Annotated in this window: 31 protein-coding genes; 10 read left to right on the top strand and 21 right to left on the bottom strand. The window is 60.9% G+C overall.

Annotated features, from left to right (window positions below):
• Positions 1 to 3 precede the first annotated feature (3 nt).
• Genes J2X66_RS05715 through J2X66_RS05700 form a run of 4 tightly spaced genes read right to left on the bottom strand, consistent with a single transcriptional unit; the run spans position 4 to position 4,507 of the window.
• On the bottom strand, positions 4 to 1,002 hold the full coding sequence (locus J2X66_RS05715; RefSeq protein ID WP_310261994.1) for a hydrolase: 999 nt from the start codon (positions 1,000 to 1,002) through the stop codon (positions 4 to 6).
• 55 nt (positions 1,003 to 1,057) lie between these two features.
• On the bottom strand, positions 1,058 to 1,669 hold the full coding sequence (gene rsmD / locus J2X66_RS05710) for a 16S rRNA (guanine(966)-N(2))-methyltransferase RsmD (protein ID WP_027926543.1): 612 nt from the start codon (positions 1,667 to 1,669) through the stop codon (positions 1,058 to 1,060).
• Complete coding sequence (locus tag J2X66_RS05705) at positions 1,669 to 3,159, bottom strand: pitrilysin family protein (protein ID WP_310261991.1); 1,491 nt, start codon at positions 3,157 to 3,159, stop codon at positions 1,669 to 1,671. The genes rsmD and J2X66_RS05705 overlap by 1 nt, the downstream gene beginning before the upstream one ends.
• A complete protein-coding gene (locus J2X66_RS05700; RefSeq protein ID WP_027926545.1) occupies positions 3,152 to 4,507 on the bottom strand; it encodes a pitrilysin family protein in 1,356 nt (451 codons plus the stop codon). Before J2X66_RS05700 ends, J2X66_RS05705 begins: the two co-directional genes overlap by 8 nt.
• A 345-nt stretch (positions 4,508 to 4,852) precedes the next feature.
• On the opposite strand from J2X66_RS05700, the gene ftsY reads away from it, so the two are divergent.
• From ftsY to rpoH, 4 genes are all read left to right on the top strand, one after another.
• Positions 4,853 to 6,391, top strand: a complete 1,539-nt coding sequence (gene ftsY, locus J2X66_RS05695; protein WP_310261987.1) for a signal recognition particle-docking protein FtsY — start codon at positions 4,853 to 4,855, stop codon at positions 6,389 to 6,391.
• Positions 6,388 to 7,059, top strand: a complete 672-nt coding sequence (gene ftsE / locus J2X66_RS05690) for a cell division ATP-binding protein FtsE (protein WP_027926547.1) — start codon at positions 6,388 to 6,390, stop codon at positions 7,057 to 7,059. Before ftsY ends, ftsE begins: the two co-directional genes overlap by 4 nt.
• A complete protein-coding gene (gene ftsX / locus J2X66_RS05685) occupies positions 7,056 to 8,078 on the top strand; it encodes a permease-like cell division protein FtsX (RefSeq protein WP_310261983.1) in 1,023 nt (340 codons plus the stop codon). Before ftsE ends, ftsX begins: the two co-directional genes overlap by 4 nt.
• Before the next feature lie 112 nt (positions 8,079 to 8,190).
• The gene (gene rpoH, locus J2X66_RS05680) at positions 8,191 to 9,045 is read left to right on the top strand and encodes an RNA polymerase sigma factor RpoH (protein WP_007897890.1); all 855 of its coding nucleotides are present in this window, start codon (positions 8,191 to 8,193) and stop codon (positions 9,043 to 9,045) included.
• 119 nt (positions 9,046 to 9,164) lie between these two features.
• Here the strand turns inward: rpoH and mtgA are convergent, their stop codons facing one another.
• On the bottom strand, positions 9,165 to 9,887 hold the full coding sequence (mtgA, locus tag J2X66_RS05675; protein WP_027926549.1) for a monofunctional biosynthetic peptidoglycan transglycosylase: 723 nt from the start codon (positions 9,885 to 9,887) through the stop codon (positions 9,165 to 9,167).
• Positions 9,888 to 9,961: 74 nt separating this feature from the next.
• Here mtgA and J2X66_RS05670 point away from each other — a divergent pair, with 74 nt between their 5' ends.
• The 4 genes from J2X66_RS05670 to trmB all read left to right on the top strand — a co-directional run bounded on the left by J2X66_RS05670 (position 9,962) and on the right by trmB (position 12,214).
• Positions 9,962 to 10,333, top strand: coding sequence for a DUF423 domain-containing protein (locus tag J2X66_RS05670; protein ID WP_027926550.1), 372 nt, complete (start codon positions 9,962 to 9,964; stop codon positions 10,331 to 10,333).
• Between the two features lie 90 nt (positions 10,334 to 10,423).
• The gene (gene thiS, locus J2X66_RS05665) at positions 10,424 to 10,624 is read left to right on the top strand and encodes a sulfur carrier protein ThiS (protein WP_222588850.1); all 201 of its coding nucleotides are present in this window, start codon (positions 10,424 to 10,426) and stop codon (positions 10,622 to 10,624) included.
• A gap of 60 nt (positions 10,625 to 10,684) precedes the next feature.
• Positions 10,685 to 11,479 carry a thiazole synthase gene (locus J2X66_RS05660; RefSeq protein WP_027926552.1) on the top strand — a complete coding sequence of 265 codons (795 nt, stop codon included), beginning with the start codon at positions 10,685 to 10,687 and terminating at the stop codon, positions 11,477 to 11,479.
• Positions 11,480 to 11,488: 9 nt separating this feature from the next.
• Entirely contained in the window at positions 11,489 to 12,214 is a 726-nt protein-coding gene (trmB, locus tag J2X66_RS05655; protein ID WP_310261977.1) for a tRNA (guanosine(46)-N7)-methyltransferase TrmB, read from the top strand.
• Positions 12,215 to 12,339: 125 nt separating this feature from the next.
• On the opposite strand, the gene J2X66_RS05650 is transcribed toward trmB, so the two are convergent.
• The 10 genes from J2X66_RS05650 to J2X66_RS05605 all read right to left on the bottom strand — a co-directional run bounded on the left by J2X66_RS05650 (position 12,340) and on the right by J2X66_RS05605 (position 19,251).
• Entirely contained in the window at positions 12,340 to 12,663 is a 324-nt protein-coding gene (locus J2X66_RS05650; RefSeq protein ID WP_027926554.1) for a DUF3392 domain-containing protein, read from the bottom strand.
• Between the two features lie 22 nt (positions 12,664 to 12,685).
• On the bottom strand, positions 12,686 to 13,891 hold the full coding sequence (gene hemW, locus J2X66_RS05645) for a radical SAM family heme chaperone HemW (RefSeq protein WP_310261974.1): 1,206 nt from the start codon (positions 13,889 to 13,891) through the stop codon (positions 12,686 to 12,688).
• On the bottom strand, positions 13,888 to 14,484 hold the full coding sequence (gene rdgB, locus J2X66_RS05640; protein WP_310261971.1) for an RdgB/HAM1 family non-canonical purine NTP pyrophosphatase: 597 nt from the start codon (positions 14,482 to 14,484) through the stop codon (positions 13,888 to 13,890). The genes hemW and rdgB overlap by 4 nt, the downstream gene beginning before the upstream one ends.
• On the bottom strand, positions 14,481 to 14,915 hold the full coding sequence (locus J2X66_RS05635; protein ID WP_310261968.1) for a DUF4426 domain-containing protein: 435 nt from the start codon (positions 14,913 to 14,915) through the stop codon (positions 14,481 to 14,483). Before J2X66_RS05635 ends, rdgB begins: the two co-directional genes overlap by 4 nt.
• A 26-nt stretch (positions 14,916 to 14,941) precedes the next feature.
• A complete protein-coding gene (metW, locus tag J2X66_RS05630) occupies positions 14,942 to 15,562 on the bottom strand; it encodes a methionine biosynthesis protein MetW (RefSeq protein ID WP_027926558.1) in 621 nt (206 codons plus the stop codon).
• 7 nt (positions 15,563 to 15,569) lie between these two features.
• Entirely contained in the window at positions 15,570 to 16,709 is a 1,140-nt protein-coding gene (locus tag J2X66_RS05625) for a homoserine O-acetyltransferase (RefSeq protein WP_310261965.1), read from the bottom strand.
• 99 nt (positions 16,710 to 16,808) lie between these two features.
• Entirely contained in the window at positions 16,809 to 17,099 is a 291-nt protein-coding gene (locus J2X66_RS05620; protein ID WP_007945502.1) for a DUF167 domain-containing protein, read from the bottom strand.
• Positions 17,099 to 17,686: a YggT family protein gene (locus tag J2X66_RS05615; RefSeq protein WP_027926561.1), complete on the bottom strand. Its 588-nt coding sequence runs from the start codon at positions 17,684 to 17,686 to the stop codon at positions 17,099 to 17,101. The genes J2X66_RS05620 and J2X66_RS05615 overlap by 1 nt, the downstream gene beginning before the upstream one ends.
• Before the next feature lie 24 nt (positions 17,687 to 17,710).
• Entirely contained in the window at positions 17,711 to 18,529 is an 819-nt protein-coding gene (proC, locus tag J2X66_RS05610; protein WP_310261960.1) for a pyrroline-5-carboxylate reductase, read from the bottom strand.
• A gap of 35 nt (positions 18,530 to 18,564) precedes the next feature.
• A complete protein-coding gene (locus tag J2X66_RS05605) occupies positions 18,565 to 19,251 on the bottom strand; it encodes a YggS family pyridoxal phosphate-dependent enzyme (protein ID WP_310261956.1) in 687 nt (228 codons plus the stop codon).
• Positions 19,252 to 19,308: 57 nt separating this feature from the next.
• Between J2X66_RS05605 and J2X66_RS05600 the strand changes: the two genes are divergently transcribed.
• Entirely contained in the window at positions 19,309 to 20,343 is a 1,035-nt protein-coding gene (locus J2X66_RS05600) for a type IV pilus twitching motility protein PilT (RefSeq protein ID WP_310261952.1), read from the top strand.
• Between the two features lie 55 nt (positions 20,344 to 20,398).
• On the opposite strand, the gene J2X66_RS05595 is transcribed toward J2X66_RS05600, so the two are convergent.
• The gene (locus tag J2X66_RS05595; RefSeq protein ID WP_123434727.1) at positions 20,399 to 21,016 is read right to left on the bottom strand and encodes a C40 family peptidase; all 618 of its coding nucleotides are present in this window, start codon (positions 21,014 to 21,016) and stop codon (positions 20,399 to 20,401) included.
• Positions 21,017 to 21,266: 250 nt separating this feature from the next.
• On the opposite strand from J2X66_RS05595, the gene J2X66_RS05590 reads away from it, so the two are divergent.
• The gene (locus J2X66_RS05590) at positions 21,267 to 21,698 is read left to right on the top strand and encodes a TM2 domain-containing protein (protein ID WP_310261948.1); all 432 of its coding nucleotides are present in this window, start codon (positions 21,267 to 21,269) and stop codon (positions 21,696 to 21,698) included.
• An 87-nt stretch (positions 21,699 to 21,785) separates the two neighbouring features.
• Here J2X66_RS05590 and J2X66_RS05585 read toward each other — a convergent pair whose 3' ends face one another.
• The 5 genes from J2X66_RS05585 to J2X66_RS05565 all read right to left on the bottom strand — a co-directional run bounded on the left by J2X66_RS05585 (position 21,786) and on the right by J2X66_RS05565 (position 25,698).
• Complete coding sequence (locus J2X66_RS05585; RefSeq protein WP_059182019.1) at positions 21,786 to 23,057, bottom strand: dihydroorotase; 1,272 nt, start codon at positions 23,055 to 23,057, stop codon at positions 21,786 to 21,788.
• Entirely contained in the window at positions 23,054 to 24,058 is a 1,005-nt protein-coding gene (locus tag J2X66_RS05580) for an aspartate carbamoyltransferase catalytic subunit (RefSeq protein ID WP_310261945.1), read from the bottom strand. Before J2X66_RS05580 ends, J2X66_RS05585 begins: the two co-directional genes overlap by 4 nt.
• Positions 24,059 to 24,085: 27 nt before the next feature.
• Complete coding sequence (gene pyrR, locus J2X66_RS05575; RefSeq protein WP_027926569.1) at positions 24,086 to 24,589, bottom strand: bifunctional pyr operon transcriptional regulator/uracil phosphoribosyltransferase PyrR; 504 nt, start codon at positions 24,587 to 24,589, stop codon at positions 24,086 to 24,088.
• Positions 24,590 to 24,688: 99 nt separating this feature from the next.
• Positions 24,689 to 25,126 carry a Holliday junction resolvase RuvX gene (gene ruvX / locus J2X66_RS05570; protein WP_007945492.1) on the bottom strand — a complete coding sequence of 146 codons (438 nt, stop codon included), beginning with the start codon at positions 25,124 to 25,126 and terminating at the stop codon, positions 24,689 to 24,691.
• Positions 25,126 to 25,698: a YqgE/AlgH family protein gene (locus J2X66_RS05565; RefSeq protein WP_310261941.1), complete on the bottom strand. Its 573-nt coding sequence runs from the start codon at positions 25,696 to 25,698 to the stop codon at positions 25,126 to 25,128. Before J2X66_RS05565 ends, ruvX begins: the two co-directional genes overlap by 1 nt.
• Positions 25,699 to 25,721: the final 23 nt, after the last annotated feature.

Here is a 25,721-nt window from a genome sequence, read left to right as displayed (position 1 = left end):
CGACTACTCGCGCCCCACGGCGGCCAGCCACTGCGGAATGCGCCGTTCCAGGTAGTAACCCGGTTGCCGGAACGAGCCATCGACGAAGCCGACATGCCCGCCCTTGGTTTGTAATTCCAATTGCGTGCAGGCAGACAATTCGTCGGCCTGCGGGAGGCTGTGGGGGAAGACGAAGGGATCGTCGGCCGCCTGAATGATCAGGGTCGGTGTGCGAATCTCCCCAAGGAAATAACGGCTCGACGCGCGACGGTAGTAATCCTCGGCATCGAGAAAACCATTCAACGGCGCCGTGACCCGGCCATCGAAGTCCCAGAAGGTGCGCATGTTCTCCAGCGAACCCAGTGCCGCCAACGCCGCGAGGCCATCTTCGCGTCCGTCATGCTGGAACTGGCGTTGTTTGTTCTTGATGTAAGCGAGCATCTCGCGCATGAAATGCGCCTGATAGACCTTGGAAAAACCTTGGCCGATACGATCCGCGCACTGGTCGAGGCGAAACGGCACCGACACCGCCACCGCGCCGGTCACGCCGCTGTCACTGCCGGACTCGCCCAAGTGTTTGAGCAAGACGTTGCCGCCCAGGGAATAACCCACCGCATACAGCGGCGCCAACGGACGTTTGGCCCGCAGGTGCCGGATGGTTTCGGCGAGGTCTTCACTGGCGCCGGAATGGTAACTGCGCGCTAACAGATTCGGCTCGCCCGAACAGCCGCGCCAGTTCAATGCGACACTGGCCCAGCCTTGGGTGGCGAGGGCCTTTTGCACACCGGCCACATACGGTGAATTCGACGAACCGGTCAGCCCGTGCAACACCAGCACCAGAGGCGCCGTCGCGCTGTGTGGGCCGTGCCAGTCGAGGTCGAGAAAGTCGCCGTCTTCGAGCCACAAGCGTTCGCGCTCGCGTTCGATGTGCGTGGTTTTGCGCCAAAGCGGTCCCCACAAGGTTTGCAAGTGCGGATTGCCCAGGCCCAAGGCGGGGGTGAAGCGGTCTGGCGGATGGGACACGATTGCTCTCGATGCAGCGGTGCGCAACGGGTGCGCACCTTTTCAGGCCGGTCGATTAACCGGCGATCTCTGCCATACGTTGCCACAACGCGTAGTAAACCCGCCCGGATTTCTGCTCACGGTGCAGGCGCCAGTTGCCTGGCAAACCAAGGGACGACGGCGCGTTTTCGCTTTCAGTGTAGATCCAGGCCTCGTCGGCCAGCCACTGACGCTCTTCCAGCAGCGTGCAGACGCCCGGCAGCAGGTTCTGATTGAACGGCGGGTCTAGGAACACCAGGTCGTACGCCGTGGCGGTTTGGGTTTCCAGGTAGCGCAGGGCGTCGGCGGTCTGAATCTGGCCCGTGGTGCAACGCAGTGTGCCCAAGTGTTCCTTGATGCTGGCGACCGCGATGTTGCTGGCGTCCAGCGCCTGGCCCATGGCCGCGCCACGGGACAGTGCTTCAAGAAACAGTGCACCGCTGCCGGCGAACGGGTCCAGCACCTTGGCGCCCGCGACATACGGCGCGAGCCAGTTGAACAGGGTTTCACGCACCCGGTCCGGCGTCGGGCGCAGGCCTGGGGCATCGGGGAAGCTCAGCTTTCGGCTGCCCCATTCGCCGCCGATGATGCGCAGTTGATTCACGCCGTTATGAACGTTGTGAACAGGTTTTTTTGGACGCGTGGCCATTAATGCTCCGGAACCCCGAGCGGCTGCTCGGCAGGTTTATCAGATGGGGCCGGTAACGGCTTTTGTGGCACGGTCGGGCCAGCGCTGACGATGACCATTTTGTCCGTGCTCAAGTGTTTGTTCAGTGCGGTCTTGACCTGGTCGACGGTCAGGCTCTGGGACTCACGCATGAAGTCATCCAGATAATTGAGCGGCAGGTTGTAGAAACCCATGGCGCCCAACTGGCCGACGATGTCGGCGTTGCTGGCGGTGGACAGCGGGAAGCTGCCGGCCAGTTCACGCTTGGCGTCATCGAGTTCTTTCTGCGTCGGGCCGGTTTTAAGGTAGTCGGCCAGCACGTCCTGCACCAGTTTCAGCGTGCCTTCGCTCATCTCGGCGCGGGTCTGCAGGTTGATCATGAACGGGCCACGCGCCTGCATCGGGGTGAAGCCCGAATACACACCGTACGCCAGTCCACGTTTTTCCCGCACTTCGCTCATCAGACGGGTGCCGAAACCACCGCCGCCAAGGATCTGGTTGCCCATGGACAGTGCGGCGTAGTCCGGATCTTCACGGTCGATGCCCAGTTGGGCGAGCATCAGGTTGGTTTGCTTGGACGGAAACTCGATGTGGCCGACGCTGGCTTTCGGTTCCTGCGGCTGTGCAATTTTCGCCAGTGCCGGGCCTTTTGGCAGTGCACTGGAGACTTGCGCAGCAATCGCTTCGGCCTCGGCGCGGGACAAGTCACCGACCAGCGCAATTACCACGTTGCCGGCGGCGTAGGCTTTCTCATGGAACGCTTTGAGCTGCGCCAAGGTGATCGCAGGAACGGTTTTCGCCGTGCCATCGCTGGAGTGCGCGTAAGGGTGATCGCCGTACAAACGGTTCATCAACTCCAGGCTCGCCAGTTTCCCGGGGTTCTGTTTCTGGTATTCGAAACCGGCGAGCATCTGGTTCTTGATGCGCGCGAAAGAGTCGGCAGGGAAGGTCGGTTTGCCGATCACTTCGGAAAACAGCTTCAGGGCGGGTTCGCGTTTGTCCTTGGTGCTGAGGCTGCGCAAGGAAGCCAGTGCCATGTCCTTGAACGCGCCGTTGCCGAAGTCAGCGCCCAGGCCTTCGAAACCCTGAGCGATGGCGCCGACATCTTTGCCGGCCACACCTTCGTTAAGCATCGCGTTGGTCAGCACGGCCAGGCCCGGCGCATTGCCGTCCTGGCTGCTGCCGGCGGCGAAGATCAGGCGCATGTCGAACATCGGCAGCTCACGGGCTTCGACGAACATCACCTTGGCGCCGTCGGCGGTGCTCCAGGTCTGTACGTCGAGCGTGCGGTGGCTCGGTGCCTTGCCGTCGAGTTCGGTCAGCGATTGCAGTTTCTGGCTGGACTTGGCTTTGTCCAGGGCCTCGCTGGCCTTGGACTCATCGGTTCTGGACAAGTAGAAAACCGCGGAGCCGATCAGGGCAACCGCGATCAGACCGATCAGGGCCAGGCGGGGTTTTTTACGCTCACTCATGAGTCGTCTCCAGTGGCAGGACATGGGCGACGCTGAGACGTTCGCGGGTGAAATACAGCTTGGCGGCGTTCTGGATGTCTTGCGGGGTCACGCTTTCCAGGTCGCTGAGTTCGGTGTCCATCAGCTTCCACGACAGGCCGACGGTTTCGAGTTGGCCGATGGACGTGGCCTGGCTGGTGATCGAATCACGCTCAAAGACCAGGCCGGCAATCACCTGAGCCCGCACGCGCTCCAGCTCTTCGGCCGACGGCGCGGTGGTTTTCAGTTGTTCAAGCAGCTTCCACAGGCCGGCTTCGGCCTGGGCCATGGTTTTCTTTTTCTGCGTGTTCGGTGTGGCCGACAAGGTGAACAGGCTGTCGCCGCGGGTGTAGGCGTCGTAACTCGACGAACCGCCGGACACCAACTCTTCGCCGCGTTCCAGCTGCGCCGGAATGCGACCGCTGTAGCCGCCGTCGAGCAGTGCCGAGATCAGGCGCAAGGCATTCACCGAGCGTTTGTCTTCGGCGGTCGCGATGCTGGGTACGTTGAAGCCCAGCATCAGGCTCGGCAATTGGGTCTGCACATGCAGGGTGATCTGGCGCTCGCCGGGCTCGGCCAGTTCCAGCGGGATTTTAGCCGGGGGCACGTCGCGCTTGGCGATCGGGCCGAAGTAACGCTGGGCCAGGGCTTTGACCTCGTCCGGGGTTACGTCACCGACCACCACCAGCGTGGCATTGTTCGGCACGTACCAGGATTGGTACCAGTGGCGCAGCTCTTCGACTTTCATGCGGTCCAGGTCGGCCATCCAGCCGATGGTCGGCGTGTGGTAACCGCTGGCCGGGTAGGCCATCGCCTTGAAGCGTTCGTAGGCCTTGGACATCGGTTTGTCGTCGGTGCGCAGGCGACGTTCTTCTTTAATGACTTCGATCTCACGGGTGAACTCGTCAGCTGGCAGGCGCAGGCTGGCCATGCGGTCGGCTTCCAGTTCGAAGGCCACGCCCAGGCGATCACGGGCGAGCACTTGGTAATAGGCGGTGAAATCATCGCTGGTGAATGCGTTCTCTTCGGCGCCGAGGTCACGCAGGATCAGTGAGGCTTCGCCGGGGCCGACTTTCTCACTGCCTTTGAACATCATGTGTTCCAGCGCATGGGAAAGACCGGTCTGACCTGGTGTTTCGTAGCTGGAGCCGACCTTGTACCAGACCTGGGACACCACCACCGGCGCACGATGGTCTTCGCGCACGATAACTTTCAAGCCGTTATCGAGGGTGAATTCGTGGGTGGGTTGTGGATCGGCAGCCAAGGCTGACAGTGGCAGACAAACTGTGCTGAGCAGCAGGCCTGCAGCGCGGCGGGCTAGAGCATTCATTCGTTTTTTAAACCTGTTGGGCTGCCCGCTTGGTCTTAGCGTCAGCGGGCGAGAGGGTGCTAGGATAACGGTCCGTTTTACTGGCGGCCACGCCTATCAGGCCTTTGATCGGTTTGCAGGTTGTTTGGGTTCGCGGCGCAAGCTATGAGTTTGACAGCTAAACTCTGCGTTTTCGCCGACGATGCCGTTCCAGTCCTTCGTATTAGTCGACCTTTGGGGTGCGGTTTGCACCTCGACAAAATGTTGCGCGTGAACAAGCTGGATCAATCGCAGTCTGTTCTGCATCGAATATTTATTTGCCGAGGCGCCCTTTGGCGCGTCGCTACCGTGAGATAGCCGTCCTCCATGTTTGGTTCCAACGACGACAAGAAAGCCCCAGCTGCGGCTGGCGAGAAGAAAAGCCTGTTCGGATGGCTGCGCAAAAAGCCGCAGGAAACCGTCGTCGAACAGCCACAGCCACTTTCTGAGCCCGCACCGGCGCCGGTAATAGAAGAAGAGCTCGCGCCGATCGTCTTGCCGATCGCCGAGCCGGTGCTGCAACCGGTGGTCGAGCCGGATCACGTTGCCGAAGCCGTTGCACAACCCGCCCTGACGCCGATTGCCGAACCCTGGCTGACGCTGCCGGTGGCCGAAGAGCCGGTTGCCTTCGTTGAAGACGAGTTGGCACCGCACGTTACGCCGCCGATTCCTGCCCCGACTGCGTTTGTGCCTGAGCCAGTTCAGGCTCCGGTGGTTGAACCGGTTGTGGCGCCAGTGGTTGTGGCCGAGCCTGAACCGGTGGTTGCAGAGCCTGTGGTTCCTGCTTTCGTTGCTCCGGTTGCTCCGGTTGCTCCGGTTGCTCCGGTTGCTCCGGTTGCTCCGGTTGCTCCGGTTGCTCCGGTTGCTCAAGCACCTGCACCCGTCGTCGCGCCCGTCGAAACGTCCGTCGAGCCGCCGCGTACTGAAGAATCCAAAGCCGGTTTCTTCGCCCGCCTCAAGCAAGGCCTGTCCAAGACCAGCGCCAGCATCGGCGAAGGCATGGCCAGCTTGTTTCTGGGTAGAAAGGCCATCGATGACGAACTGCTCGAAGACCTCGAAACCCGCCTGCTGACCGCCGACGTTGGCGTTGAGGCCACGTCGGTGATCATCCAGCGCCTGACCCAAAAGGTCGCGCGCAAGGAACTGGCCGATTCCGATGCCCTGTATAAATCTCTGCAAGCCGAACTGGCCGCCATGCTCAAACCGGTCGAGCAACCGCTGAAAATCACCTCGCAGAACAAGCCGTTCGTGATTCTGGTGGTGGGCGTCAACGGCGCCGGCAAGACCACTACCATCGGCAAACTGGCGAAGAAACTGCAGCTCGAAGGCAAGAAAGTCATGCTCGCGGCCGGTGACACCTTCCGTGCTGCAGCGGTCGAGCAATTGCAGGTCTGGGGTGAGCGCAACAAGATCCCGGTCATCGCCCAGCACACGGGTGCCGACTCGGCTTCGGTTATCTTCGATGCCGTGCAAGCCGCCAAGGCCCGTGGCATTGATGTGCTGATCGCTGACACCGCCGGTCGTCTGCACACCAAAGACAATTTGATGGAAGAGCTGAAGAAGGTTCGCCGGGTGATCAGCAAGCTCGACGCCGATGCGCCGCACGAAGTGCTGTTGGTGCTCGATGCCGGCACCGGCCAGAACGCGATCAGCCAGGCCAAGCAATTCAACCAGACCGTCGAACTGACCGGCCTGGCGCTGACCAAGCTCGACGGCACCGCCAAGGGTGGGGTGATTTTCGCCCTGGCCAAGCAGTTTGGCCTGCCTATTCGCTACATCGGCGTCGGTGAAGGCATCGACGATTTGCGTACTTTTGAAGCAGAACCCTTTGTCCAGGCACTGTTTGCCGAGCGGGAGCGTTCATGATTCGTTTCGAACAGGTCGGTAAACGCTACCCGAACGGTCACGTCGGCTTGCATGAGCTGAGCTTTCGAGTCCGTCGGGGCGAATTCTTGTTTGTGACCGGCCACTCTGGCGCCGGTAAAAGCACCTTGTTGCGCCTGCTGCTGGCGATGGAGCGTCCGACCACCGGCAAATTGCTGCTGGCTGGTCAGGATCTTGCGACCATCAGCAACGCGCAGATTCCTTACCTGCGCCGGCAGATCGGCGTGGTGTTCCAGAATCACCAGCTGCTGTTCGATCGGACGGTGTTCAACAACGTCGCGCTGCCCTTGCAGATCCTGGGTCTCTCGAAGGCCGAGATCGTCAAGCGCGTGGATTCGGCCCTGGAGCGCGTGGCGCTCTCGGACAAGACCGATTTGTACCCGGGCGACTTGTCCACCGGTCAGCAACAGCGCGTCGGCATCGCCCGCGCCATCGTTCACCGCCCGGCCTTGCTGCTGGCGGACGAACCGACCGGTAACCTCGACCCGCGACTGGCCGCCGAAATCATGGGCGTGTTCGAAGACATCAATCGCTTGGGCACCAGTGTGCTGATCGCCAGTCACGACCTGGCGCTGATTGCGCGTATGCGTCACCGCATGTTGACGCTGCAGCGTGGCCGATTGATCGGCGACGGGGAGGCGGGCGAATGAGTGCGACACGCAGCCCCAAAGTTTCCGAGCGGGTAGCCCCGAAGGCCGCCGATCCGCAACCGCAGAAGAAAAAACGCGACGATGACGACGGTCCGGACTTTGCGACGTTGTTCCGTGCCTGGGTTGAAAGTCACCGCGCGAGCCTGCTCGACAGTTTGCGTCGCTTGGGCAAGCAGCCGATTGGCAGCTTCTTCACCTGCATGGTGATGGCCGTTGCGCTGAGTTTGCCGATGGGCCTGTCACTTTTGCTAAGTAACGTCGAGCGTCTGGGCGGATCCTGGCAGCGTGCGGCGCAGATTTCCCTGTACCTGCAACTGGAAGCCAGTCCAGAACAGGGTGAGGCGCTGCGTGAACAGATCAAACGCATGCCGGGCGTAGCGGATGCTGAATATGTCGGTCGCGACCAGGCGCTGGAGGAGTTTCAGCAGCAGTCCGGTTTGGGCGAGGCGCTGAAGGAGTTGCCGGAAAACCCGCTGCCAGGCGTGGTCCTGGTGACGCCGAACGAAGTCGACAAGCCCGCGCTTGAAGCATTAAGACAAAAACTATCCGAGCTGCCGAAGGTACAACAGGCGCAACTTGATCTAGTCTGGGTCGAGCGTCTGGCAGCTATCCTCAAGCTGGGCGACCGTTTTGTCTTCGGTCTGACCGTGCTTCTGGTTTCTGCATTACTTTTGGTGATAGGCAATACCATTCGTCTTCATATTGAAAACCGCCGCACAGAGATAGAAGTGATTAAACTCGTCGGTGGCACTGACAGCTATGTGCGTAGGCCCTTTCTCTATATGGGCGCGTTATATGGCTTCGGTGCGGGGATGCTGTCTTGGGGTGTGCTGGCGTTTGGCCTGAACTGGCTGAACGATGCAGTGGTGGGACTGGCCGGTTTGTACGGCAGTGATTTCGCGCTGGCCGGCGTGCCAGTTGCCGACGGTCTGTCTCTCTTGCTTGGCGCTGTGCTGTTAGGGTATATCGGTGCATGGATTGCAGTCGCACGCCACCTGAGGGAGCTTGCGCCTAAGTAGTATCATTTTGCTCGTATTGACCTTTCAGCGTTTATGGGAACTTGTCTTTCGGTTTCCGGTCAATTTTCGCAGTGCTGAACTGCACGAGTTTGTAAGTCGGAGGTTTTGTCGTATGACCAATTCTTTGCAACCTGCATATGCTCTGGTCCCGGGTGCGAACCTGGAGGCCTATGTGCACACCGTGAACAGCATTCCATTGCTGACGCCGGAGCAGGAGCGTGAACTGGCCGAGAGTCTCTATTATGAGCAGGATTTGGGGGCGGCTCGGCAGATGGTGCTCGCCCACCTGCGTTTTGTCGTACATATCGCCCGTAGCTATTCCGGCTACGGTCTGGCTCAGGCTGACCTGATCCAGGAAGGCAACGTCGGCCTGATGAAGGCCGTGAAGCGCTTCAACCCGGAGATGGGTGTGCGTCTGGTGTCGTTCGCCGTGCACTGGATCAAGGCGGAAATCCACGAGTTCATCCTGCGCAACTGGCGTATTGTGAAAGTCGCGACCACCAAGGCCCAGCGCAAACTGTTCTTCAACCTGCGCAGCCAGAAGAAACGCCTGGCGTGGCTGAACAACGAGGAAGTCCACCGTGTGGCAGAAAGCCTTGGTGTAGAACCTCGGGAAGTTCGCGAGATGGAAAGTCGCCTGACCGGCCATGACATGGCCTTCGACCCGGCCGCAGAAGCGGACGACGACAGTGCTTTCCAGTCGCCAGCCAACTATCTGGAAGACCACCGGTATGACCCGGCCCGTCAACTGGAAGACGCCGACTGGAGCGACAACTCCAACCACAACCTGCACGAAGCGCTGGAAGTGTTGGACGACCGCAGCCGTGACATCCTTTATCAGCGCTGGTTGGCTGAAGAGAAAGCCACGCTGCACGACCTGGCGCAGAAGTACAACGTGTCGGCCGAACGCATCCGTCAGCTTGAGAAAAGCGCGATGAACAAGCTCAAGCTGTCGATCGCGGCATAACCTGCGAACCGGCAATTAAAAAACGCCCCGATCATTGATCGGGGCGTTTTTGTTTGGGCCCGGTTTTCTGCAGCAGTACAGACCCAAAACGTGGGAACGAGCAGGTTCGCTCCCACACGTTACTGAGCCCAAGGCGCCCGGCGTGAATCATTGAGGCCCAGCAAGTAGCTGTCACCCCCCAACTGACTCATCTGCTGCCGAATCCACCCGGCCCGTCGTGCGACGTAGTTGGTCGGATGACTCGCGCTCCACACTCTTGGGTTGGGCAACACGGCAGCCAACAAGCTCGATTGCTGGCGGCTCAGGCTTTTAGCGCTCACGCCAAAGTGATGCCGTGCCGCAGCCTCTGCTCCAAACACCCCGTCATCCCACTCGACGCTGTTGAGGTACACCTCAAGAATCCGCTGCTTGGGCCAGAACACCTCAATCAATCCGGTGAACCAGGCTTCCAGCCCCTTACGCAGCCAACTGCGCCCCGACCATAAAAACAGGTTCTTCGACACCTGCTGGCTCAGGGTGCTGGCGCCGCGAATCGAGCCGCCCAATTCGTTATGAGCCAGTGCCGCCTGAATCGCCCCGAAGTCAAAACCCCAGTGCTCCGGGAATTTCTGATCCTCACCGGCAATCACCGCGACTTTCAGGTCGTCGGAGATTTCATCCCACGGCTTCCAGGTCCGTTGCAGGTCGATCGGCTCGCCGTCGAACCAGGATTCGATCTTGCGTTCGACCATCAGCGCGGTTCCCGGCGGCGGCACCACGCGAAAGATCAGCACCAGCAAGACGCTGCCGCCCGCGAACCAGAGCACGGCCTTAGTGAATCGTCGTAAAAATATACGCAGCATAGAGATGGCTTGGCCGAACCCGTTGAGCGGGCCATTATACAGACCCTGTTGATCGAGTCTGACTGGAGTTCTTCATGCTGCGTGGCTTTTTGATGCTGGCCGCTTTCTTCGGCTTCACGGGCGTTGCCCTCGGCGCGTTCGCCGCGCATGGCCTGAAAAACCGTCTGACCCCCGAGTATCTGGCGATTTTCCATACCGGCGTCACCTATCAACTGGTGCACACCCTGGCGTTGCTGGGCGTAGCGCTGCTGGCCACGCAGATTCCCGGGCGTTTGGTTACGTGGGCCGGGGCCTCGTTTGTCATCGGCATCCTGCTGTTTTCCGGCAGCCTGTACCTGCTGACCCTGACCGGTATCAGCAAGCTCGGAATCATTACGCCGTTCGGCGGGCTCGCATTCCTGGTGGGCTGGGCGTGCCTGGGGCTTGCCGCCTGGCGGTTGAGCTGACCGGGTGGTCCATTTCATGACGAATGGCTTGGGTCGCCAAGACTGATCGGGCTAGAATGCCAGCCCCTAAAAATGATGGCGGCATTCGGCATGCGCATTCAGTTGAACGGCGAATCCCTTGAACTGCCCGACGGTGAAACCGTTGCGGCCCTGCTGACCCGTCTGGAACTGACCGGACGCCGGGTGGCGGTCGAACTCAATCTGGATATCGTCCCACGCAGCCAGCATGCCGACACCGTTCTCAACGACGGCGACAATGTCGAAGTCGTACACGCCATCGGCGGCGGCTAGCCGCCCGGCCCGCAAGGGCACAGAATTCTGCAAGAACCTCACCCCTACAGAGGATTTCCCATGAGCATCGTTCGTAGCGACAAGCCCTTCGTCCTGGCCGGTCGTACTTACCAGTCGCGTTTGCTGGTAGGCACCGGCAAGTACCGCGACATGGAAGAAACCCGCCTGGCCATCGAAGCCTCCGGCGCCGAGATCGTCACCTTCGCCGTGCGCCGTACCAACCTCGGCCAGAACCCGGGCGAACCGAACCTGCTCGAAGTCCTGTCGCCGGATCGCTACACCTTCCTGCCGAACACCGCGGGTTGCTTCGACGCTACCGAGGCCGTGCGCACCTGCCGCCTGGCCCGTGAGTTGCTCGGCGGCCACAACCTGGTGAAGCTGGAAGTGCTGGCCGACCAGAAAACCCTGTTCCCCAACGTGATCGAAACCCTCAAGGCCGCCGAAGTGCTGGTCAAGGAAGGTTTCGACGTGATGGTCTACACCAGCGATGACCCGATCATTGCCCGTCAACTGGCGGAAATCGGCGTTATCGCGGTGATGCCGCTGGCCGGTCTGATCGGCACGGGCCTGGGGATCTGCAACCCGTACAACCTGCAGATCATCCTCGAAGAAGCCAAGATTCCTGTGTTGGTGGATGCGGGTGTCGGCACCGCGTCCGACGCCACCATCGCCATGGAACTGGGTTGCGAAGCGGTGCTGATGAACTCCGCCATCGCCCACGCTCAGCAGCCGGTCATGATGGCTGAAGCCATGAAACACGCCATCGTTGCAGGTCGCCTGGCCTACCTCGCCGGCCGCATGCCGAAAAAACTCTATGCCAGCGCCTCCTCGCCGCTGGATGGTCTGATCAAGTAAGAGCCATTGATGACTGAATCAAACGAAACGCCTGTCCAGCCGGAAGAAGGCGAAGAGCGCCAACACCGCCGCATCAAGAGCTTTGTGATGCGCGCCGGGCGCATGACCGAAGGCCAGCAAAAAGGTCTGGAGCAGGGCGCGCCGCTGTTTGTCCTGCCATTGGCCGATGCGCCGGTGGACTTCGACCAGGTGTTCGGCCGTTCGGCGCCGCGCTCGCTGGAAATCGGTTTTGGCATGGGCCACTCGCTGCTGGAAATGGCAGCGGCCTCGCCGGAACAGGATTTCATTGGCGTAGAAGTTCACCGTCCGGGTGTCGGCGCGCTGCTAAATGGCGTACTGACTCAGGGCCTGACCAACCTGCGGGTCTACGATTGCGACGCGATCGAAGTGCTCAACCGCTGCATCGCCGACAACAGCCTCGATCGCCTGATGCTGTTTTTCCCGGACCCGTGGCACAAGAGCCGTCACCATAAGCGCCGTATCGTTCAGGCATCGTTCGCTGAACTGGTGCGCAGCAAGTTGAAGGTTGGCGGTGTGCTGCACATGGCCACCGACTGGGAACCGTACGCCGAGTACATGCTGGAAGTGATGAACGTCGCACCGGGTTATCGCAACCTCGCCGAAGACGGCAAGTGCGTACCGCGCCCGCCCGAACGCCCGATCACCAAGTTCGAACGCCGCGGCGAACGTCTTGGGCACGGTGTGTGGGACCTGAAGTTCGAAAAACAGTCCTGAGCTGTAAAACTGTAGGAGCCGAACTTGCTCGCGATGGCGCCTTAACAGTCAGCATAAATGTTGAATGTTATGGCCTCATCACGAGCAAGCTCGGCTCCTACAGTTGTTTTGGGTGTGGCCACAGATCAGCGGCGGTCGGCGACTACGCCGATCAGCACCAGCACCACCAACAACACCGGCGCCAGGCTGTAGTTGTTGAACTGGCTCAGGCCGCGCACGACCCACGGCGTGGCGTAGATCAGCGCGGCGCCGCTGCCGATCATGCACAACAGGGCCATCAGCGGGACGCGCAAGGCGCCAGCGATGCTGCCCAGTCGTTGCTCGACCCAGGTTTTGAAATCCGAACCGAACAGCACCAGCAAACAGCCCACCAAGGCCAGGGCAATTTCCGACAGGTTACTGCGGCTCCAGCGGGACACGGTGGCGAGCAGGTCGAGTATCAAATCCATTCGTTTTCCCTTAAGGCTGAAATCAGCTCAGAAATGTCTGCAGCAAGTCATTGAGAAACAGCTGTCCGCGCTCGGTGGCCGCCAGACGTGACGGTTCGACCTGCAACAAGCCACTTTGTTCGGCTTCACGGCGGCCTTCGGCGAGGCTTTCCAGCGTCATCCCGGTGCGCTCCGGATACAGCCGCGATTCGACACCTTCGGTCAGGCGCAGCGCGTTCATCAGGAACTCGAACGGCATCTCATCATTGGTCAGCGCTTTCTCGCCGGCCTTGAAGCTTTTTGCCGGGTTGAGGTAATCCTTGGGCAGGCGGGTCTTCCAGGTGCGCACGATGCGCCCGTCCGGATGACTGAGCTTGCCGTGGGCACCCGCGCCGATGCCGATGAAGTCGCCAAAACTCCAGTAATTGAGGTTATGCCGCGCCGGGCGACCCGGTTGCGCATAGGCCGAGACTTCGTATTGCGCGTAACCGTGTTCGGCGAGCAGCGCCTGACCCGCTTCCTGAATGTCCCACAACGTGTCGTCTTCGGGCAGCGTCGGCGGCTGATTCCAGAACACCGTGTTCGGCTCCAGCGTCAGCTGATACCAGGACAGATGAGTCGGTTTCAGGGCGATGGCTGTACGCAGGTCGTTCAGGGCATCTTCCAGCGACTGATCGGGCAAACCGTGCATCAAGTCCAGGTTGAAGTTATCAAACCCGGCCTGACGGGCCATGCCAGCGGCACGCACCGCTTCGTCACCGTTGTGAATCCGCCCCAGCGCCTTGAGTTTCTCTTCCTGAAAGCTCTGGATACCGATCGACAGGCGATTGATGCCCAGTGCGCGGTAGGCGACGAATTTCTCTTGCTCGAACGTCCCCGGATTGGCTTCCAGGGTGATTTCGATGTCACTGGCAAACGGAATCCGTTGCTCGACGCCTTTGAGCAAACGGCCCAAGGCCTCGGCGCCGAACAGGCTAGGCGTGCCACCGCCAAAGAAGATCGAGCTCAGCTCACGGCCGTATACCGCGTGCAGGTCCTGATCGAGGTCAGTGAGCAAGGCGTCGACGTACTCTTCTTCCGGCAGCACCGGGCTGGCGGTGTGGGAGTTGAAGTCGCAATAAGGGCATTTGCGCACACACCACGGGATGTGGATGTACAGCGCCAGGGGCGGCAGCACGGGCAGCGCTGCCCGTGGCGATTGGGCGTCGCCGCCGAAGATCAGCGGTGACGCGGATGAGTCGTGGGTCATTTCAGTCCCAGACGCTGGCGCAGCAGATCCATTGCACGGGCGCGGTGGCTGATCCGGTTCTTGTCGCTCGGGCTCAGCTCGGCGCTGGAGCAATCGCGCTCCGGGACCCAGAACAGCGGGTCGTAACCAAACCCGTGCTCGCCACTGGCGGCCGTCAGGATCCGCCCGTGCCACAGGCCTTCGCAGAGGATCGGCAATGGATCATCGGCGTGGCGAACCAGCGCGAGGACGCAGACGAACTGCGCGCCGCGTTCGGCTTCCGGCACGTCTTTCAAGGCGTCGAGCAGTTTGGCGTTGTTCGCCGCATCGCCCTTGCCATCAGCATAACGAGCCGAATAGATACCCGGCGCACCGCCTAGGAAATCCACCGCCAGCCCGGAATCGTCAGCCAGCGCCGGCAAACCGGAAATGCGTGCGGCGTTGCGGGCCTTGAGAATGGCGTTCTCGACGAACGACAGGCCGGTTTCTTCAGGCTCGACGCTGCTGAACTCGCCGATCGAGCGCAATTGCACCGAGTCGCCGAGCATGGCCTGGAGTTCCTTGAGTTTGCCGGCGTTATGGCTGGCCAGTACGAGTTGCGTGAAATTGATCATTCGCCGGGGAAAAGCTCTTGGTTGAAATTGATGGTGTTGATTTTGTCGCCGTTCTGCACCTTGATCTCGAAGGTGCGGATTTCCTGCTGGTCCACCGGGTATTGGGCGATGTAGTAGATCGCGCCCTGTTCGGTGATCTGTTTGAAGTTCAACGGCACGCTCTGGCTGGTCAGGTCTTTGACCGAGCCGGTCACTGAAGCTACCAGCGGCTTGCCGTCCTTGATCACGGACACATTGATCACGCCCTGATTCTTGCTGCGAACCAGCTCCGCCGCTTTGGCGATGTCCGGGGTCAGGTACGTGGAGTTGAAGGTGTTGTAGTGCACCGTCACGTCGCCGAAGGTTTCCTGGCGTTCGCCCTTGATGGCGTCAGCGGCCATGGCGGTGACGCTCAGGCAGGCAGTAAGTACAAACAGCGCTAGACGACCCATGTTCTTTCTCCTTGGAATGTCGTGGTTCAGACCGCGACCTTGTGATCCTGCAGCCCGGGGCTGCTGACGCGGTAAATACCGATCTCACCTAACAGATTAGGCCATAGCTTACTGGCCCACCCGTGCCGATGCTGTTGATCCACGGCAAGCCGATCAATGACCTTGGCTTCACGTTCGCGACACAACGCCTCAAAGTCTTCAAAAGTGCAGAAGTGGATGTTCGGCGTGTTGTACCAGGTGTACGGCAGAAACTCGGAAACCGGCATCCGGCCCTTGCTCGCCAGGTACCAGCGGCAGCGCCAGTGACCGAAGTTGGGGAAGGTGATGATGCACTGGCGGCCGACCCGCAGCATTTCGTCAAGGATCTTGTCCGGGTAATGCACGGCTTGCAGCGCCTGGGTCATGACCACGATGTCGAAGCTGTTGCTGGCAAAGTTGCCAAGGCCCTTGTCCAGGTCCTGCTCGATGACGTTGATGCCCTTGGCCACACACTCGGCGATGTTGTCCGGGTCGTTTTCCAGGCCATAGCCAGTCACTTGCTTGTTGTCGCGCAGCCAGGTCAGCAGTTCGCCATCACCGCAGCCGAGGTCGAGCACGCGGCTGCCAGCGGGGATCCATTCCTGGATGATTTCCAGATCAGCTCTCATGGCTTTCTCACAACTTGATTCGGTTCATGTAGTTGCTGAACGCCTGCAAATAACGCGGGATCGGAATCAGGAAGGCGTCGTGGCCTTGCGGAGCGTCGATCTCGAGGTAGCAGACGTCTTTCTTGGCCGCCATCAGCGCGTCCACCAGTTCCCGCGAGCGGGCAGGGGAGAAGCGCCAGTCCGTGGTGAACGACATCACGCAGAACTTGGCCTGGGCATTGGCGAAGGTTTTCGCCAGGTCATCGTCGAAGTTCGCTGCCGGGTCGAAGTAATCCAGCGCCTTGGTCATCAACAGGTAGGTGTTGGCGTCGAAACGCCCGGAGAATTCTTCACCCTGATAACGCAGGTAGCTTTCGACCTGGAACTCGACGCTGTGGAAGTCGTAGTTGAGCTTCTCACTCTTGAGGCCACGACCGAATTTCTCGCCCATGGAGTCGTCGGACAGGTAGGTGATGTGCCCGACCATCCGCGCCAGCATCAAGCCGCGCTTGGGGATCACGCCCGCTTCCTGGAACGAACCGCCGTGGAATTCGGGGTCGGTAAGGATAGCCTGACGCGCCACTTCGTTGAAGGCGATGTTCTGTGCCGACAGCTTGGGCGCCGAGGCGATGGCCAGGCAATGACGAATGCGCTCGGGGTAGGTGATGCTCCATTGCATCGCCTGCATGCCGCCGAGGCTGCCGCCAATCACCGCCGCCCATTGGCTGATGCCGATACGGTCGGCCAGTCGCGCCTGGCTGTGCACCCAGTCTTCCACGGTCAGCACCGGGAAATCGGCGCCAAACGGCTTGCCGGTTTCCGGATTGATGCTGCTCGGGCCAGTCGAGCCGTTGCAACCGCCGAGGTTGTTCAGGCTGACCACGAAGAATTTGCTGGTGTCGATCGGCTTGCCGGGACCGATGCAGCTGTCCCACCAACCGGGTTTACGGTCGTCGGCACTGTGAAAACCGGCGGCGTGATGATGACCGGACAATGCATGGCAAATCAGCACGGCGTTGCTCGCCGTGGCGTTCAGCGTGCCGTAGGTTTCGTAGATCAGGTCATAGGCTGGAAGCGAACGCCCGCAGGCCAGGGCCAGGGGTTCGCTGAAGTGCGCCACTTGCGGCGTCACCAGACCAACAGAATCGGGGGGGAAGGCAGTTGGCATCGACCCTGCTCTCGTTGAAATGAGGCGTAAGTCTAAAGACCGCTGCCCCTAGCAGCAAGCGACTACCCTTGATCGTTCCCACGCTCTGCGTGGGAACGATCAAGGTAGGGTCAATCCGGGCAACTCCGGCAGTTTCTTCGGCGAACAAATCCGCACCCGTTTCTGCCGGTTCAACTCACCGCTGATCAAACTGACCTGGCTCTTGGACACTCCAAACGCCTTGGCCAGAAACGCCATCAGATACGCATTGGCCTTGCCTTCAACCGGCGGCGCGGTCAGGCGGATCTTCAGGCGATCACCGTGCAGCCCGCAGAAATCATCACTGCGGGCGGCCGGTTGCAGGTGACACTCCAGAATCAGGTCGTCACCGTCCCAGCGAAAGTAGCTCATCAGATCAGGCCGAGCAGCCCCTGCGGCATGAAGGCAAAGTACGCCAGGCGTGGGATCAGCCAGCTTTGCAGCAGTTGGATCACGATGAAGGCGAAGATCGGCGAAATGTCGAGACCGCCCAGGTTCGGGATGATCCGACGGAACGGCGCGAGCACCGGTTCAGTAATCTGCGCGACGAGCTCGGCGCCTGGATTGTGGCTGCCCGGGGCGACCCACGACAGGATCACGCTGATGATCATGGCGTAGAACAGTATGTTCAAAAACAGCGAGAACAACGCAATCAGGGCCCATGGCACCAACAGCAGCCAGTCGACCATGAAGCCTTTGAGCGCGAGGATGACGGCGATCAGCAGCATCTGGATGATCAGCGCCAGCACCAGCGACGACATGTCGAGCCCGAACATGCTCGGGATCACCCGACGCAGCGGCTTGAGCAGCGGTTGCGTGGCCTTGACGATGAACTGGCAGAGCGGGTTGTAGAAGTTCGCCCGCACCAGTTGCAGGATGAAACGCATCAGTACGATCAGCAGGTACAGGCTGCCAAGGGTTTTAATGATGAAAATGGCAGCGTCATTGAGTCCGAGCATCGTTGATTCCTTTGTAAGAGCTGATTAGCGACCGAGCTGTTCAGCCATCTCGGCCGAGCGATGCGCGGCGGCGCCGAGTGCCGTTTCGACCAGGGCTTCAAAGCCACCGGCCTGGAACGACTTGATTGCAGCTTCCGTGGTGCCCGCAGGCGACGTGACACGACGACGCAGTTCGGCGGCATCGACATCGCTGGCAACCGCCATGTGCGCGGCGCCCAGCGCGGTTTGCAGGGTCAGTTGTGCGGCGATGTCTGCCGGCAGGCCAAGTTTCACGCCGGCGGCGGTCATGGCTTCGATCAGCAGGAAGAAGTACGCCGGGCCGGAACCGGACACCGCAGTGACTGCGTCCAGTTGCTGCTCTTCGTTCAGCCACAGGGCGATGCCCACGGCCGAGAGCAGTTCTTGAGCTTGCTGGTGTTGATCGTCGTTCACTTCGCCGGTGGCATACAAACCGCTCACGCCCTGACGCAACAACGCCGGGGTGTTGGGCATGCAGCGAACGATTGGCTGGGTGCCGAGCCAGTTGTTCATGCTGGCGCAGGTGATGCCCGCGGCAATCGACACCACCAGTTGATTGGGCTTGAGGCTCGGGCGAATCGCTTCGCACACGGCTTTCATCGCCTGGGGTTTGACCGCCAATACGACGACATCGGCGTCCTGGATGGCGTCAGCGTTGTCGGCGAAGACTTCGATGCCGTGTTCGGCAGCCACCTTGGCGCGGGTTTCTGCACCCGGATCGCTGGCGCGGATTTGCGAGGCGTCCAGACCTTTGGCGCGCAGGCCGCCGATCAGGCTGGCGGCCATGTTGCCGGCACCGATAAAGGCAATACGGGTTTTGCTCATGTCAGGTCCTTATAAATAGATGAGTCGGCCATTGTTCATGGTTGACCGTAGTCGCGGGCGCCGAACAGGGCCGTACCGATACGGACCCATGTAGCGCCTTGGGCGATGGCCGACTCGAGGTCGTGGCTCATGCCCATGGAAAGTGTGTCGAGCGGCAGGTTCAGGCTGGCTTGCAGACTTTGCACGGCAGCAAAAGCGGCATCCTGTTCGGCGCGATCATCCGTCGGCTCGGGAATCGCCATCAGCCCGCGCAAATTGAGGCGCGGCAATTCGCTGATGGCCTTGGCGAGGGCCGGCAGGTCGGCCGGGGTGCAGCCGGATTTGCTGGCTTCGCCGCTGACGTTGACCTGAATGCAGATGTTCAGGGGCGGTAGATCGGCAGGACGTTGTTCGGACAGGCGCTGTGCGATTTTCAAACGATCCACGGAATGCACCCAGGTGAAGTGCTCGGCGATAGCGCGAGTCTTGTTCGATTGAATGGGGCCGATGAAGTGCCAGATCAAGGGCAGGTCGGCCAGTTCGAGCTGTTTGCCCAAAGCCTCCTGCAGGTAGTTCTCGCCAAAGTCACGCAGGCCGGCGGCGTACGCTTGGCGCAGGGCTTGGGCGGGTTTGGTCTTGCTCACGGCCAGCAGCTGAACGCTGTGCTCATCGCGCTGGGCGGCCAGGGCGGCGGCACGGATGCGTGAACTAACCTGAGCAATGTTGTCTGCTATCGTGGACATTCAATGTGCGCCAGCGGTCTGAAGGTTCGCGGCATTCTACTGGAATTGAGGGGCGCTATGGATATCACTGAACTGCTGGCTTTCAGCGCTAAACAGGGCGCATCCGACCTGCACTTGTCCGCCGGCCTGCCACCGATGATCCGTGTCGATGGCGACGTGCGACGCATCAACCTGCCGGCCCTCGACCATAAACAGGTGCAGGCGCTGATCTACGACATCATGAACGACACCCAGCGGGTGGACTTCGAGAAACACCTGGAAACCGATTTTTCCTTTGAAGTGCCCGGCGTGGCGCGTTTTCGGGTTAACGCCTTTAACCAGAATCGTGGCGCAGGCGCGGTGTTCCGGACCATTCCGTCAAAAGTCCTGAGCATGGACGACCTCGGCATGGGCGAGGTGTTTCGCAAAATTACCGATGCGCCGCGCGGGCTGGTGCTGGTGACGGGGCCGACCGGCTCCGGCAAGTCCACTACGTTGGCGGCGATGATCGATTACCTGAACAATCATCGCCATCACCACATCCTCACCATCGAAGACCCGATCGAGTTCGTCCACGAATCGCGCAAATGCCTGATCAACCAGCGCGAAGTCCATCGTGATACGCGCAGCTTTGCGACAGCACTGCGCTCGGCGCTGCGGGAGGACCCGGACGTGATTCTGGTAGGGGAGATGCGGGATCTGGAGACCATTCGCCTGGCACTGACCGCCGCCGAGACCGGGCATCTGGTGTTCGGCACGCTGCACACCACCTCAGCGGCGAAAACCATCGACCGGGTGGTGGATGTGTTTCCGGGGGATGAGAAGTCGATGGTACGTTCGATGCTGTCCGAGTCGTTGCTGGCGGTGGTGTCGCAGACGCTGGTGAAGAAGATCGGCGGCGGGCGGATTGCGGCGCACGAGATCATGCTGGGCACGTCGGCGATCCGTAACCTGATCCGCGAAGACAAGGTCGCGCAGATGTACTCGTCAATTCAGACCGGCGGGAACCTGGGGATGCAGACGCTGGATATGTGCTTGAAGGACTTGGTGACCAAGGGCTTGATCAGCCGCGAGCAGGCGCGGGAGAAGGCGCGGTCGCCGGATAACTTTTGAGGTGGGGCCATCATTGATCGTTCCCACGCTCCGCGTGGGAACGATCAATGTCAACTCAGCGCTGAACGACGCGCATCTGATTCGGTTCTTTCGGCAGAACCCGCTTGGCAACCACGTAGTGGCTTTCCCAGTACGGCTTCTTCAGCGTGTCGATGGTCACCGACTTGCCACGGCGTGGCGCGTGGATGAAGCGGTCGTTGCCCAGGTAGATGGCAACGTGATTGACCCGACGGCTCTTGATGTTGAAGAAAATCAAGTCGCCCGGCTTCAAATCGCTGCGATCGACTTTCTCGCCGTGACCGCTGGCCATGGCGTTAGAGGTGCGCGGCAGGTCAAACGTGGCGTCGTTAAACGCGTATTTCACCAGGCCACTGCAGTCGAACCCTTTACTTGGGCTGCTGCCGCCCCAACGGTAAGGAGTACCGAGGACGTTTACAGCGCGGCTCAGCACGTTGCTGCTGGTCTTGCTCGCCATCGGCGGAACAAGCTTGCTGTTGTCACTCAGTTGGGCCGAGTGTTTTGCATTTTGTTTGTTTTTGCTCGAAGGAGCAGAAACATGGGATTTTGGGGTGTAACCATTAACGTTTGGAAGACGTTGCTCACGATTGGTGGCGTGGGCGGCCAGTGGCATCAAAAGGCAAATGGTTAGCCATGTCTTGAAAAATGGACGCATTAGGCAGGGCTCGAATAGGTGAACGCGCAACTTTATAACAGCTTTTTTTGACCTTCCGAGGCCGTTGGTCGATTCAACCTGGTGGTCAATGGAACCAAACAAGCGGCAAATGGACGCAATTGTCGGACAGAAGTCAGGTGCTATAAGGCTTTGACGGACATCAAGGTAGCATTTGCCATACGTCGGCAACCTGTAAAAAAGTCACAAAGATTTAAAGAATATTTATCTATCGTGTGAATCGAGGTGCTCCATGAACAGCTATCAACAGTCCGCCGCGCATCAGGATACGCACAGCAAAGTGATCGGATATCTGCTGTGGATTTTCGGTTTTACCGGCGCTCACCGCTTCTATTACGGCAAGCCGGTGACCGGGACGATCTGGTTCTTCACCTTTGGCTTGCTGGGAATTGGCTGGCTGATCGACGTTTTTCTGATTCCGGCAATGGACCGTGAAGCAGACCTTCGGTTCACCGCGGGACCGATCGAATACAACGTGGCGTGGATTCTGCTGACGTTTCTCGGGGTGTTCGGCGTACACCGGATGTATCAGGGGAAGTGGATCAGCGGGTTGCTGTACCTGGTGACGGGTGGGTTGTTCTTTATCGGGGTGCTGTATGACTTCTGGACGCTGAATGACCAGGTTTCGGTACGTAACGCCCAGAACAGAGGCGCTTTCCAGTAAGCCATCGCTGGCAAGCCATGCTCCTACAGGGGGTTCATACACCATCCCGTAGGAGCAAAGCTTGCCCGCGATTGTAGCGACGCGGTATTACGCCTGGTGGCTAATCCGCCCATCCACCAAGGTGTAACGCACCACACCCGGCAGGCTATGCCCAATGAACGGGCAGTTCTCACCCTTGGACAGCCAGGTTTCACCCGCCACGGTTGAAGCCGCAGGGTCGAACAGCACGATATCCGCTGGTCCACCCACCGCCAGCTTACCGGCCGGCAAGCGCAGCGCCTCGGCAGGCCCGGCACTCAACCGCGCCAGCAACGTCGGCAGGTCCAGCAAACCATCCTCCACCAGCGTCATTGCCAGCGGCAGCAGCAACTCAACACTGCTGATGCCCGGCTCTGTCGCGCCGAACGGCGCCAGTTTGGCATCCCGCTCATGCGGTTGGTGATGGCTGGAGATGGCCGAGATCACCCCCGATTTCACCGCCGCACGCAGGCCGTCGCGGTCGGCGCGGGTGCGCAGCGGCGGCTGGACGTGGTAGAGGCTGCTGAAGTCGATCAAGGCTTCATCGGTCAGGATCAACTGATACAGCGCCACGTCGGCGGTCACCGGCAGCCCACGGGCCTGGGCCTGGGCGATCAGGGCCACACCGCGCGCGCTGGTGAGCTGGCTGAAGTGCGCACGTACGCCGCTTTGCTCCACCAGCAACAGGTCACGGGCCAGGGCCACGGTTTCAGCGGTTTCCGGAATGCCCGGCAAACCGAGGAAACTCGCGGTCGGGCCTTCATGGGCCAGGCCACCTTCGGCCAGGTCGTGGTCCTGCGAGTTGAAAATCACCGTCAGGTCGAACGTCGCCGCGTATTCCAGTGCCCGGCACAGGGTGCGGGTGTTGCGGAAACTGTCCAGGCCGTTGCCGAAGGCCACGCAACCGGCATCGCGCAGGGCAACGAGCTCGGCCAGCTGCTCGCCGTCCAGGCCTTTGCTGAGGGCGCCAATCGGGAAGACTTTGGTGTTGCCGGCTTCACGGGCGCGGTCGAGGATCAATTCGGCGACGGCCGAGGTGTCCAGCACCGGTTTGGTTTTCGGCGGGCAGCACAGGCTGGTCACGCCACCGGCGGCCGCGGCGCGGGTTTCGCTGATGATCGAGCCTTTACGGCTGTAGCCCGGTTCGCGCAGGGCGACGTTCAGGTCAACCAGCCCGGGGGCGGCCACCAGGCCTTGCGCGTCGAGGGTGTCGACCGCGACAAAACCGGCAGGCGCAGCGCCCAGGGCGACGATCTTGCAGGCTTCGATATGGATGTCAGTTACTTTATCCAGGCCAGAGGCTGGATCAATCACGCGTGCGCCGAGAATGCTGAGCTTCACTGGGCGTTCTCCTGCTCGAATTGACGTTGCGCAGTCTGCCCGCTCATGGCCATGGACAGCACAGCCATACGAATCGCAATACCGTAGGTGACCTGGTTGAGGATCACCGAGTGCGGACCGTCGGCTACCGCCGACTCAATCTCCACCCCGCGGTTGATCGGCCCCGGGTGCATGACGATGCAGTCCGGCTTGGCCCCGGCCAGGCGCGCAGTGGTCAGGCCGAACAGGCGGTAGAACTCGCCCTCGCTCGGCAGCAGGCCACCGGCCATGCGCTCGCGTTGCAGGCGCAACATGATCACCACGTCGACGTCTTTCAGGCCTTCGGCCATGTCGGTGTAGACCTTCACGCCGTATTGCTCGATGCCGATCGGCAGCAGGGTTTTCGGGGCGATCACGCGGATGTCCGGGCAACCGAGGGTTTTCAGCGCGAGCATGTTCGAACGTGCCACCCGCGAATGCAGGATGTCGCCGACGATGGCCACCGAGAGGTTTTCGAAGCCGCCCTTGTGCCGACGGATCGTCAGCATGTCGAGCATGCCCTGTGTCGGGTGCGCGTGCCGGCCGTCGCCGCCGTTGATGATCGCCACTTGGGGGCAGACATGTTCGGCGATGAAGTGCGCCGCGCCGGAATCACCGTGACGCACGACAAACATGTCGGCGGCCATGGCTTCCAGGTTGCGCAGGGTGTCGAGCAGGGTTTCGCCCTTGCTGGCTGACGAGGTCGACACGTTCAGGGTGATCACGTCCGCCGACAGCCGCTGGGCCGCCAGTTCGAAGGTGGTGCGGGTGCGGGTGGAGTTTTCGAAGAACACGTTGCACACGGTCTTGCCGCGCAGCAACGGGACTTTCTTCACCGCCCGGGCACCGACTTCAAGGAACGAGTCGGCGGTGTCGAGGATTTCCGTCAGCAACTCGCGGCGCAAACCGTCGAGCGAGAGGAAGTGGCGCAGCTGGCCCTGATCATTGAGCTGCAGCGGGCGCTTGGTATCTAGAGGCGTCATCGCGAGGGGGACTCTCAATAGGGCGGATTAAAGGGCGAGGTCTTGCAGTTCAAGCTTGAGCTCGGGACCGGACAGCTTGACCCGCTCGTGGGCGGCCAGCGACAGCGTCGCGCCGACCACATCGGGGCTGATCGGCAGCTCGCCGGCGTCGAGGTCCAGCAGGCAGACCAGCGTTACGCTGGCCGGGCGGCCGTAGTCGAACAGTTCGTTCATGGCGGCGCGGATGGTCCGGCCGCTCATGAGTACGTCGTCGATCAGCACCAGGTGCTGGCCTTCGATCTCGAACGGCAGCGCCGACGGGCGAACTTGCGGGTGCAGCCCGTTCTGGCTGAAGTCGTCACGGTAGAAGGACACGTCCAGGGTGCCGAGCGGCGAGTCGCTGCCCAGTTCTTCGAGCAACGCCTGGGCGACCCAGACGCCGCCGGTACGGATACCGATGTAACGCGGTTCGCTGATGCCACGGTGTTCCAGGTGGGCCTTGAGACGGATCGCCATCTGGCTGATCAGTTCGGCGGGATTGGGCAGGCTCATGGTTGCTCCTTCTTGGGCCCGAGCCGGGTGCTGCTTGATGGGTGGCTCGGGTTGTCGCTATAGAGAGTCGCCTGGGGCGGCTCTTGAGGATTCGTTGCTTCAGGATTCGAACAGCGCGCTGTTCTCGTCGAGCCAGCCTTGCAGCAGCAGTGCGGCGGCGATGGCGTCGACAGGGTTGTCGCGGTAACTGCCTTTTTGCCCGCCGCGATCACGACGTTCGCCTTTGGCTTCAAACGTGGTCAGGCGTTCATCGTGGGTATAGAAGGGCAGGTTGTAGCGGCCATTCAGGCGCCGGGCGAATTTTTCCGCACGCAGGCACATGTCGCTCGGGGTGCCGTCCATGTTCAAGGGCAGGCCGACCACTACTGCATCGGGCTTCCACTCCTTGATCAGGGCTTCGACCTGATTCCAGTCGGGAACGCCGTTCTGCGCCTTCAAGGTGCACAGCTCGCGGGCCTGGCCGGTAATCACCTGGCCGACCGCGACGCCGATCTGTTTGGTGCCGTAGTCAAAACCCAAAATCAGGCGCAGGGCCATCAGGCGTGCCCCGCCTGGCTGGTCAGCAGGCTGAGGTTGACGCCCAGATGTTTGGCCGCCGCTTCGAGGCGCAGTTCGCTGCTGGTGTTGAACAGGATGTCGGCGTCGTACGGGCAGGTCAGCCAGGCGTTCTGCGCCAGTTCGGCATCCAGTTGCCCGGCTTCCCAGCCGGCGTAACCGAGGGCGATCAGGCTTTTCGCCGGACCCACGCCGTCGGCAATGGCGAACAGCACGTCCTGGGAAGTGGACAGGGACAGTTCGTCTTCCAGATCAACGGTCGCCTGATAGCCCTGGCCCTTGGGATGCAGGACAAAACCACGATCGGTCTGCACCGGTCCGCCGATGAAAATTGGCACATGCCGGCACAGCGCGGGCGGCTCGATGTCCGGGCGCAGTTGCTCGAGGATCTCGGCCAGATTCAGGTCTTGCGGGCGGTTGATCACCAGCCCCATGGCGCCATTGGCGGTGTGCTCGACGATGTAGGTCAAGGTGTGCGCAAAGTTCGGGTCGGCCATGTGAGGCATGGCGATCAGGAAGTGATGCTTGAGGTAGCTGGGGCTGACGTTCTTCATGAGCGCTAGTGTGGCGTTGGAGG

It is taken from the genome of Pseudomonas sp. 3296 (genome assembly GCF_031456615.1).
In the GTDB taxonomy this organism is placed as follows: Bacteria; Pseudomonadota; Gammaproteobacteria; order Pseudomonadales; family Pseudomonadaceae; genus Aquipseudomonas; species Aquipseudomonas mucoides.
Note: the sequence above shows the minus strand (reverse complement) of the source record. Positions and strands in the feature narration are given on the sequence as shown.

Bases quoted from the DNA above. Each gene is read 5' to 3' on its own strand.
- rsmD (WP_027926543.1), bottom strand. From the start codon at position 1,669: ATGGCCACGCGTCCAAAAAAACCTGTTCACAACGTTCATAACGGCGTG.
- J2X66_RS05705 (WP_310261991.1), bottom strand. From the start codon at position 3,159: ATGAGTGAGCGTAAAAAACCCCGCCTGGCCCTGATCGGTCTGATCGCG.
- J2X66_RS05700 (WP_027926545.1), bottom strand. From the start codon at position 4,507: ATGAATGCTCTAGCCCGCCGCGCTGCAGGCCTGCTGCTCAGCACAGTT.
- ftsY (WP_310261987.1), top strand. From the start codon at position 4,853: ATGTTTGGTTCCAACGACGACAAGAAAGCCCCAGCTGCGGCTGGCGAG.
- ftsE (WP_027926547.1), top strand. From the start codon at position 6,388: ATGATTCGTTTCGAACAGGTCGGTAAACGCTACCCGAACGGTCACGTC.
- ftsX (WP_310261983.1), top strand. From the start codon at position 7,056: ATGAGTGCGACACGCAGCCCCAAAGTTTCCGAGCGGGTAGCCCCGAAG.
- rpoH (WP_007897890.1), top strand. From the start codon at position 8,191: ATGACCAATTCTTTGCAACCTGCATATGCTCTGGTCCCGGGTGCGAAC.
- mtgA (WP_027926549.1), bottom strand. From the start codon at position 9,887: ATGCTGCGTATATTTTTACGACGATTCACTAAGGCCGTGCTCTGGTTC.
- J2X66_RS05670 (WP_027926550.1), top strand. From the start codon at position 9,962: ATGCTGCGTGGCTTTTTGATGCTGGCCGCTTTCTTCGGCTTCACGGGC.
- thiS (WP_222588850.1), top strand. From the start codon at position 10,424: ATGCGCATTCAGTTGAACGGCGAATCCCTTGAACTGCCCGACGGTGAA.
- J2X66_RS05660 (WP_027926552.1), top strand. From the start codon at position 10,685: ATGAGCATCGTTCGTAGCGACAAGCCCTTCGTCCTGGCCGGTCGTACT.
- trmB (WP_310261977.1), top strand. From the start codon at position 11,489: ATGACTGAATCAAACGAAACGCCTGTCCAGCCGGAAGAAGGCGAAGAG.
- J2X66_RS05650 (WP_027926554.1), bottom strand. From the start codon at position 12,663: ATGGATTTGATACTCGACCTGCTCGCCACCGTGTCCCGCTGGAGCCGC.
- hemW (WP_310261974.1), bottom strand. From the start codon at position 13,891: ATGACCCACGACTCATCCGCGTCACCGCTGATCTTCGGCGGCGACGCC.
- rdgB (WP_310261971.1), bottom strand. From the start codon at position 14,484: ATGATCAATTTCACGCAACTCGTACTGGCCAGCCATAACGCCGGCAAA.
- J2X66_RS05635 (WP_310261968.1), bottom strand. From the start codon at position 14,915: ATGGGTCGTCTAGCGCTGTTTGTACTTACTGCCTGCCTGAGCGTCACC.
- metW (WP_027926558.1), bottom strand. From the start codon at position 15,562: ATGAGAGCTGATCTGGAAATCATCCAGGAATGGATCCCCGCTGGCAGC.
- J2X66_RS05625 (WP_310261965.1), bottom strand. From the start codon at position 16,709: ATGCCAACTGCCTTCCCCCCCGATTCTGTTGGTCTGGTGACGCCGCAA.
- J2X66_RS05620 (WP_007945502.1), bottom strand. From the start codon at position 17,099: ATGAGCTACTTTCGCTGGGACGGTGACGACCTGATTCTGGAGTGTCAC.
- J2X66_RS05615 (WP_027926561.1), bottom strand. From the start codon at position 17,686: ATGCTCGGACTCAATGACGCTGCCATTTTCATCATTAAAACCCTTGGC.
- proC (WP_310261960.1), bottom strand. From the start codon at position 18,529: ATGAGCAAAACCCGTATTGCCTTTATCGGTGCCGGCAACATGGCCGCC.
- J2X66_RS05605 (WP_310261956.1), bottom strand. From the start codon at position 19,251: ATGTCCACGATAGCAGACAACATTGCTCAGGTTAGTTCACGCATCCGT.
- J2X66_RS05600 (WP_310261952.1), top strand. From the start codon at position 19,309: ATGGATATCACTGAACTGCTGGCTTTCAGCGCTAAACAGGGCGCATCC.
- J2X66_RS05595 (WP_123434727.1), bottom strand. From the start codon at position 21,016: ATGCGTCCATTTTTCAAGACATGGCTAACCATTTGCCTTTTGATGCCA.
- J2X66_RS05590 (WP_310261948.1), top strand. From the start codon at position 21,267: ATGAACAGCTATCAACAGTCCGCCGCGCATCAGGATACGCACAGCAAA.
- J2X66_RS05580 (WP_310261945.1), bottom strand. From the start codon at position 24,058: ATGACGCCTCTAGATACCAAGCGCCCGCTGCAGCTCAATGATCAGGGC.
- pyrR (WP_027926569.1), bottom strand. From the start codon at position 24,589: ATGAGCCTGCCCAATCCCGCCGAACTGATCAGCCAGATGGCGATCCGT.
- ruvX (WP_007945492.1), bottom strand. From the start codon at position 25,126: ATGGCCCTGCGCCTGATTTTGGGTTTTGACTACGGCACCAAACAGATC.
- J2X66_RS05565 (WP_310261941.1), bottom strand. From the start codon at position 25,698: ATGAAGAACGTCAGCCCCAGCTACCTCAAGCATCACTTCCTGATCGCC.